The organism is Streptomyces sp. (assembly GCF_050698815.1).
Taxonomy (GTDB): Bacteria; Actinomycetota; Actinomycetes; order Streptomycetales; family Streptomycetaceae; genus Streptomyces.
On record NZ_JBOHCV010000527.1, the window covers coordinates 1 to 8,386 of the forward strand.

At 68.5% G+C, this 8,386-nt stretch carries 5 protein-coding genes and 1 pseudogene; all 6 read right to left on the reverse strand.

From position 1 onward, the window contains the following. The coding region (locus ACRDP3_RS19035) for an SNF2-related protein (RefSeq protein WP_431518168.1) at positions 1–1,551 on the reverse strand (1,551 nt) is incomplete at its 3' end. A 293-nt stretch (positions 1,552–1,844) separates the two neighbouring features. Next, positions 1,845–3,101 carry a serine/threonine-protein kinase gene (locus ACRDP3_RS19040; protein ID WP_431518169.1) on the reverse strand — a complete coding sequence of 419 codons (1,257 nt, stop codon included), beginning with the start codon at positions 3,099–3,101 and terminating at the stop codon, positions 1,845–1,847. 137 nt (positions 3,102–3,238) lie between these two features. Beyond that, entirely contained in the window at positions 3,239–3,451 is a 213-nt protein-coding gene (locus ACRDP3_RS19045; protein ID WP_431518170.1) for a DUF397 domain-containing protein, read from the reverse strand. After that, entirely contained in the window at positions 3,433–4,275 is an 843-nt protein-coding gene (locus tag ACRDP3_RS19050; protein WP_431518171.1) for a helix-turn-helix domain-containing protein, read from the reverse strand. Before ACRDP3_RS19050 ends, ACRDP3_RS19045 begins: the two co-directional genes overlap by 19 nt. 184 nt (positions 4,276–4,459) lie before the next feature. After that, positions 4,460–7,924 carry a type ISP restriction/modification enzyme gene (locus tag ACRDP3_RS19055; RefSeq protein WP_431518172.1) on the reverse strand — a complete coding sequence of 1,155 codons (3,465 nt, stop codon included), beginning with the start codon at positions 7,922–7,924 and terminating at the stop codon, positions 4,460–4,462. Between the two features lie 154 nt (positions 7,925–8,078). Continuing rightward, positions 8,079–8,386 (reverse strand): annotated as a pseudogene (locus ACRDP3_RS19060) (hypothetical protein); the annotation flags it as partial.

Genomic DNA, 8,386 nt, shown 5'->3' on the forward strand with positions numbered 1-8,386 from the left:
GCCGGTGAACAGGAGCCGGACTGGTGCGTTGCGCAGGCCGAAGTTCTCGACGATGCGCTTCTGCTCGTCCTCACCGGTGGCGTCGCCGTGCATGACCTCGACCACCCCGCCGTACGCCTTCCACGGCTTCGACTTCCTCTCGCTCGGCTCCAGTCGCGTCTCCTGGCGGAAGCCGAGCCGGGCCGGAACCTTCTCGGCCAGCCACTTCAGAGTGGGGACGCGCTCGGAGAAGATCACGACGCGGGTGTCCGACTCGGGCCCGACACCGATCTCCTTCAGCGCCTCGACCAGTGCGTCGAGTTTGGACGAGTCGTCGTCACCCAGGTCGCCTGCGAGGCGGGCCAGGTCGAGAAGCGCTTCCCGCTCGATCCGGCGTCCCGCTTCCAGCTTGACGGGGTCTTGACCCCTGCGGCCCTTCAAAGGCTTGCCAAGCGTCTTGTCCCGGGCTGCGATCGAGTCCTGGAACGCCCGATGGGAGGAGAGGAACGCCTTCAGCAGGTTGTAGGCGACCATCGAGTCCACGCACACGGAGGAGGCCGCCGGGTCGCGCGGAATCCAGCGCGCGGCAAGCTCCTCCAGGACGGCCTGCTCCTTGTCGGTCGCCTTGGCGATCACGGGCTTGGACGGACCCCGGTCCGCCCAGACTCCCTTGAGGGAGTCGCGTACCTCGGGGTCTGTCTTGGTCCGCCGGATGTAGAGGTGCCCCAGGTCCTTCACCTCGTACGCCGACGCGTCCGCGATCGCGGCCTCGTCAAGCATGCGGATCAGCTCGGCGAAGGACTCGCCGTCGCCGTTGTGCGGCGTTGCGGACGCCAGGACGAGGGCGTCGGTGCGGCGGGCGAGGAGGCGGGCGAGTGAGTTGTTCTTCGTGCCCCGGTTGACCAGGTTGTGGGACTCGTCGATGACGACGGCGTCCCAGTCGGTGTTCTCCAGGTGGTGGGCGTAGACGTCGCTCTTGAGGGTGTCCACGGAGATGATCGCCCGCTTGAAGTAGGCGAACGGGTTCCGCCCGGCCGGGATGTCCTGCTGGATCCGCTGGATGCCGGTGGAGTCGAGACGGACGAGCGGAATGGAGAAGCGGGTCCACAACTCGCGCTGGAACTGCTCCAGGACGTGTGCCGGGGTGACCACGAGAATCCGCTCGCCGCGGCCCCGGCGGATCAGCTCGGCGAGGAGGATGCCGATCTCCAGGGTCTTGCCAAGGCCCACCACGTCCGCGACGAGAACGCGGGGCTGGGGATTCTCCATGGACAGGGCCAGCTGAGCGGGGCGGAGCTGGTGCGTCTGCTGGTCCATGAGGAAGTTGTCGGCCAGCGCGAGCCCGTGCTCGGTCTGCGGCAGGGCGGTCTTGCGGATGACGGCCTCCAGATAGAGGCGCGCCTTGCGGTGGTTGGGCGAGGAGTCGGGCACCAGACGCGTCTTGTCCGGGTCGAGCGGCTCGATGTGGTCCAGCTTCTCGTAGAAGACGGCGTACGTGCCACGCACCAGGGAGGAGACGCCGGTGACCTCGACCATCCAGCCGTCGTACGTCGTGTCGGCGACCTTCTTCACCAACCACTGCTCATCTCGCACGAGGACCTGAGAGCCGGGGGCGAACCTGGGTGGGCGCATGCGGGGCGCGGCACTGGCGGGAACGTCTGCAGAGGCATCCGTTGCGGGCTGCTCACCGCCCACCGAGTCGAAGGTCCCCTGCCCCGTGGCCGCGCGACCGACCGCCGACGAACCGCCCACTAACTGCTCCACTCCCCCGTCGTCCCCGATGTCCCGCATACCGCTCCCCACCTACGTCCCCTGCCGTGCCGCACGCATGACGACACCCCCGGCGCCGTCCGCCCGCTCTCCGATTACAGGGCCGGTTGCATCGCGTACCTGGCCCGCAGCTCGTCGGCCACCTTCTGTGAGGCCGGCTTCCGGCCGGGCCTGGGCCTGCTGGGCGGCTCGGGCGGCGTTCGATCCGTGGGCCGGGACGCGCGCTCGCCCTCCCGGCCCGTGTCCGGCCGTGCGGCGCCGGGTTCGGGGCCGTCGTCCTCCGCCTGCAGCGGGCCCGACGGCGACAGCTGCCTCTCGTCCTCGGCCGGGGCCGGGCCAACAGGACGGTCCAGTGGGCTGTCCTGTCCTTCCTCATCGACGACCTGGGTGTGCACGTCGAGCGAGTCACGGTAGTCAGCGATGATCCGTTCCCACACCACGGGGGAAGGCCCGGTCCGGTCGCGCGCGCCCGCACTTCCCCCGGGCGGAGCTGAGAGATCGACCAGGGCATGCCGAGCCTCGACCGGTGTCAGGCCGGCGCCTTTCATCAAGGCCACACACTGTGTGGTGACCTCGGCGAGTGTGGGTCTGACCTCAGGAGCATGGGCCAGCAGCGCGGCGACCAGCGGACCGAGTACCCCCGGCAGCCCGGAGAGGTCCGGCGGTTGGTCCTCGTCGGTCACCTTGGCGACTATCGCCGGCCAGCCGTTGCCCTCGTACGGGTAGTGGCCGGTCGCCGCGTAGAGCAGGACCGTGCCGAGGCCGTACACGTCGGCCGGAGCCAGCACTCGGGACCGGCCGAGCGCCTGCTCCGGCGGCATGCAGCGCACGGTGCCGACGATCGTCCCGTCCTGGGTGAGGGTGGTTTCCTTGCCCGCGTCCATGAACGCGCCGAGCCCGAAGTCGATCAGAATCGGGCCGTACTCCCCGAGCATGACGTTCTGCGGCTTGAGGTCCCGGTGCAGCAGGTCGACGGCGTGCACCGCCTCCAACCCCTCGGCGAGCAGCGCGCCGAGAGACGCTACCAGCGGCACCGGAAGGATTCCGGTGCTCTCCACTTGCTCCTGGACGGTCCGGCCGGGTACGTACTCGACGGCCATCCACGGCTGGTCGGCATAGGGATCGGCATCGAGGAATCGGGCCACGCGGTTGGTCCCGACGACCGTACGGGCGATCAACGCCTCTCTCTCGAAGCGCGCTCTGGTCGCCTGGTCGAGCCTGTCGTTCCTGATCACCTTCACGGCAACCGGGTCGCCACCGGGTGAGTAGGCCAGGTAGACCTGCCCCATGCCCCCCGCGCCCAGCGCGTGTTCGACCGTGTACCGACCTATGTGCGTGGGCACTTCACTCATGTCTTGCGCGTCACCTCTCGTGCCGACCTGTCCAGGCACGTCAACGCCTTCAGCGGACGTTCACTCTATCGCTGCGCCTGACATGCTGTCAGGAGCTTCCCCCGCTTGAAATGCGCGAAGGCAAGGAGCGGTCCTCCTCAGCCGGACAGGCGGCCGCCGCCCTTGACCGCCGACACGAACGAAGCCCACCCCTCGGCAGCGAAGACGAGTGCCGGCCCGTGCGGGACCTTGCTGTCCCGCACGGGGACGACGGCGGCGAAGTTGTCGGAGACCTCGACGCAGGCCCCGCCGTCCTGGTTGCTGTAGGAGCTCTTCCGCCAGATGGCGGCGGTCAGGTCGATTGATCGCACGTCACTTCCTCCAACATCTGCAGAATGAACTTCCGCGACTCCGCTGGGTGGAGGGCCAAGTCGCGCACCGCATCGTACGTCTTCTGCAAGCGCACGACCGGGCCGGCTTCTTCGATGAGTTCGCCCTTGTATCCGTTCTCGGTGTAAGCGACGGTCCGGCCTTCCGGGAGGAGCAGGTACCACATGTCCGCGCTCATCAGCCCGTGCACTCCCGCGCATTGAAGCAGTACCTGCACCGTCACGTTGGGGCGTTCCGCCATCTCCGCCAAATAGTCCAGTTGCCCGCGCCACTCCCCCGCATCACGCAACGGCGTCCGCAGGACCGCCTCCGACAGGATGGTCCGGAACGGCGGTACGTCCTCCCCCTGCAGCAACTCCCGCCGGCCCATCCGTGCTTCGACCTGCTGGTCCAGCTCCTTGCCGCGCAGGCCGCCCGCCGTCAGCACCTCCCGCGCGTATCCGGGTGTCTGCAACAGGCCCGGCAGCACGCTCACCGCGAAGTGCCACAGGCTGACGGCCTCCGCCTCCAACGCCATGTACCGCCGATACTGCTCACGGAACTGCGTGTGGTCCCCCGCCGCCAACTCCCACAAGGCGAGCAGCAGCCCCGGCATCTTGTAGTGCGTCTCCAGCGCTTGGACGACCTCAGGGCTGCCCAGCGTCTCGCCCTTCTCCATCTTCCCGAAGAGCGACCAGTCCCAGCCCAGGCGTTCGCCCAGCTGACGCAGGCTTATTCCGCTTGTCCTCCGCAGGGTGCGCAGCTCCTCCGCGAACCGCTGGCGTGGTTCCTGGCTGCGGCCGGTGATGGCGCGTCGCTGCGGCATTCCGCTGCTCCCCTCCGAGACGTTCCCTGGTCACGGGTGTGGAAGATGTGGCGCGACCTTCAGGGGCATTCTCGTCACACCCGCGCTACTCAACGTAATTCACGCAGTTCGGCAGGGTGAGGCGAACGACCAAATCACTTACCGTCGAGCGATGGGTCATGACCCACAACCCGAAGATTCAGGCTCACGGACCTTTCGGCTTCACCTGACGCGGTTGGGGCGTTGGGGGCTTCCCACTCCGTCTGGCCCGCGGTGCGGGGGCGGCGGTCGGGGTGTCTTGCTGCGCGGTGAGCGGTCTGACGGCGTGCGGCTCGCGGGGCTCGATTCCCTCGCTGCCGGGAAGGGCATCGGCCTGCACCGGTGCGGGAGAGGAACGGCGCGCGGTCTCCGGAACCGGTAGGACGCTCCGGCGCATCAGCTCGGCGACCCTGATCAGGGGGGAGACGAGAACACGATCGAGCAGGTCCTCCTGGGACGGCTGCAGCTCGACGAGGTGCGACAGAACGGCCAGCACCCGCTGAAGTTCCCTGCTCCACTCGGGCTGCCATCGTTCGGGCCGGATGCCATCCAGCTCGCTGACCGCCCTGCGTGACGGAGGGCCCGTTCTGCGTTTCAACCAGCCGTCGAGAACGTTCTGTCCACCGACCTGGTACTCCCGCACCTCACTCGTCACCGGTCCGAAGACACCCTGGCCAAGGCGCAGTTCCATAAGGCCCGAGTCGTGGACGAAGCCCTCGGGCAACTCCTCCCCGCCGACCTTCCTTCGGTAGGTGATGTGCGGTTGCGCGGTCGCCCAGACCTGCTCGACTCCTGCGGGTCTTCCCTCTGCCGGATCGTCGAACCGCTCCCCGAAGGTGGAAGCCCAGACGACTTTCCGTCCGATGCGTACTGCCTCCGTCCACAGTATGGCGTCACCGGTCAGCGGCACGCGGATGCCGTAGGTGGTGAGCTCGTCCTCGAAGCGGGCACGGAAGCCGGGGTGGGCCGTGATCGCGGCGATGTAGGCGGCGAGGTCCTCGGCGGTGACGGGCAGGTCGCCGTAGGAGTTGCGCAGGTGCGGCAGGAGCCCCGGAGCCACGTTGGGGCTACCGTCCTTCTGCAGGAGCGGCAGCACTCGGCCGCCCCGCCCGTCGAAGTGGTCGAGGTCGGGCATCAGCGCGGAGAACAGGATGGCGGGACCACCCCCGAAACGTTTGGAGTGTTGCTCAACGACGTACACCTGCCCCGCGCGCCGGCTCCCCCAAAGATCCGGTGAGCACCTGTCCAAGACTCTGTTGTCCGGAATGACCCACTCACGATCGAAGGGGCGGTAGGCAACCGGCACCGGACCGGGGCACTCGGGGCGCGCCTCCAGCATCGAACGTGGTCGTTGCGTCGAGCCCGGCAGGGGCTTGACCTTCCGGTCGACGGTGCGGCTGTGGGTCTCCTTGAACAACGCGCGCTTCTCGGCGATCTCCCGCTCAGCCGTCAGCCGCCGCCATCGGGCCCGCAGTGTGTCGGCATCCGGGGAGTAGGCCCACGTCCGCTTCGGCAGGATGCCAGGCACCGCCCACGGCAGCAGATCGCCCAGCGCGGGAAAGGTGTCCCAGTCGCCCTCTGCGGCGGGTGTGAACGGGGCGTGCTCGTCCGGACGCACCCGCCGCCACTGCTCGCTGTCCGGCTCCAGGGACTCGAGCTGTGCATACTTGTGCTCCCGGGTGGCGCCGTCGAGTGCTGCGTATCGGATGTCGGCCGGGCTCTCATCGACTCCGCTACGGACGAACACGGCGATGGCGAGCTGCTGCTGTACGCCTTCGAAGAGACGCGTCCGCGCGGGCGGTTGAATGCATTCCGGGCTGAGCTCGATGATCCAGCCTTCGGTGCACGTGCGGCGCAGATACGCGCGCATGCCGCGGAAGCCGGGACCGCTGAGGAAGCCCGCCGTGCTGATGAAGGCGACGATCCCACGGTGCGACTCCGGACGGTGCTGGTCGAAGACCTTGTAGGTGCCCCAGCGCCAGAAGTAGACGTAAAGGTTCTTGAGCTTGTTCTCCTGCGTGCCGTTCCTTCCACGCAAACGGAAGTCGTCGATCAGCGGCGGAATGTTCTGCTCCTTGCACCCCTTCTCCACCCACCCGCCCTCGCCCTCGGCCCGTTCCCGGTCCGGAGGGTTGCCGATCATGACGGTGACCTTCTCGTCACGCTTGATCCAGTCCGCCTGACGGCTGTTCTCGATCAGCGGGTCACCATCCGGCAGGAACGTGAAGAGCGTGGATCGCTCGTAGGGGTCTGCGAGGGTGTCGGCCAGGTGCAGCCGGAGGTCGCCGAGCCTGGTATCGGTGTCCTGCTCTCGGAGGGTCTGGGTGATCCGCATCTGTGCGACCGCATAAGAGGCCATCTGACGCTCGAGGCCGACCAGGCGGCCGGCCAGCTGCTCCACAGCCTCACCACGGAAGCCTTCCCCACGACGAGCGCGCTGCTCGGCGACCCTGTCGATGATCTCGCTGAGGAAGGTGCCCGTGCCCATGGCGGGGTCGACGATCGTCACCTGCTCATCGGCGAAGCCCTCCGTGCAGCCGAGCCGGGTGCGCAGTACGGCGTCGGTGAAGCGGACCATCTCCCGGACGAGGCGCGGCGGGGTGTAGTAGGTGCCGGAGCGTTTGCGCAGCTCTCGGTCGTACTCCTGCAGGAAGTTCTCATAGAGGTGGACGTGGGCGTCGGGTTCGCGAGCCCTGATCGCCTTCCAGTCGACGGCGTCGACGATCCGCACGAGGGTGTTGATGCGGCGGGCGAACTCGGCGTCGACCGTCTCCGTGAGCAGCTGCAGGGCCCGGCCCATCACCGTGTTCTCGGCCTTCAGCTCACTCGCGACGTCCCCGAAATGCCGTCCGGCGAGCGGCACGCCCTCGATGCGCGCCAGCAGCAGGGCGAAGGCGATCGTCTGCGTGTAGCGGTCGGCGAACAGGTGGTCGGGGTCCTGCCCGTCGGTGGAGGGGAAGAGCACCGTGCTCCAGTGGTGGGCGAGCGCGGTGAACGGCTTGGGAGCACTCCGCCGGGCGCGGGGCCCGTCCGGCGTCCTGCGCTCAAGGGCGAGTTGCTCCAGCACCTCTTCGCGCAAGTACTGGCAGAGCGGGGCAATGGACGTCACCAACTGGCGCACCGTGGTGATGCGTTCGGGCTGCCATCCGAGGAACTCCCCCAGCAGGTCCCGGAGCGACGCACCGTCGGAGTCACGGGTACGCATCCGGCTGCCTGACCGGTACAGGTCGCCGTCGAGGCGGACCGTCCTGAAAGGCCGTGGACCGCCGCGGTAGAGACACCAGGTGTGGCCGTTGCTGTACAGCACGTTGGGCAGCCGGCGCATCAGCTCCCACTGCTCGCGGTCCCGCTTCGTGAAGCCGTCCGGCGTGACGTCGTGGCCGGGCGCCTTCAGCTCCAGGAAGCCGGTGATGCGTCCGCCGGTCTCCACCGCGTAGTCCGGGCGCACCCGGGCCTCGGGGAGCGGATACTCGGGATGCAGGCGAGGCGTCAGCTTCCAGCGCGTGCCCACGGATTCCACCAGTTTCGAGACCGGTGGACTGATGGACGCCTCCGTGTCACTGACCCGAAGGCGCTCCTTGCACTCGGCTCCGAAGTCCGCCACAAGGGCCCGTATCCAGTTGTCCGGCACCCGGTCTCCCCTCCAGGCCGTCCGTCGCGGCGATGGGTCACCGCCGGCTCAGCGTGGCTAGGGATGAGGGGGACGACGCAGTGCGCACCGGGGGCGCGTGGAGAGCACGGACGGCGCGTTCTGGGACAGTTGGGGAATCAGGTGCGGGTGTTGGTCAGGAGGTGCCCACCGCCTCGCGGGTATCGCCGCGTTGCGGGCCCGAGTCTGCTTCGAGCCGGTCCGACGGGCGCGTGGGGAGCCAGAGGGTGGCCGCCGCGAGCAATGCCACCGTCGCGCATCCCGTCAGCACGGGCACGTTGCCGAGCCAGGCCGCGAGCGCCCCGCCGGCCAGCGCACCGATCGGTACGGTGCTGATCAGGGCGGCCTGGACGAAGCCGGCTACGCGGCCCTGCAGATGGTCAGGGGTGGCGAGTTGCTGGGTGGTGGTCATGGAGATCGCCCATACGGTGGCGGTCATCCCGA

Excerpts from the sequence above, each read along its gene's own strand:
- ACRDP3_RS19050 (WP_431518171.1), bottom strand. The coding sequence starts at position 4,275 with ATGCCGCAGCGACGCGCCATCACCGGCCGCAGCCAGGAACCACGCCAG.
- ACRDP3_RS19040 (WP_431518169.1), bottom strand. The coding sequence starts at position 3,101 with ATGAGTGAAGTGCCCACGCACATAGGTCGGTACACGGTCGAACACGCG.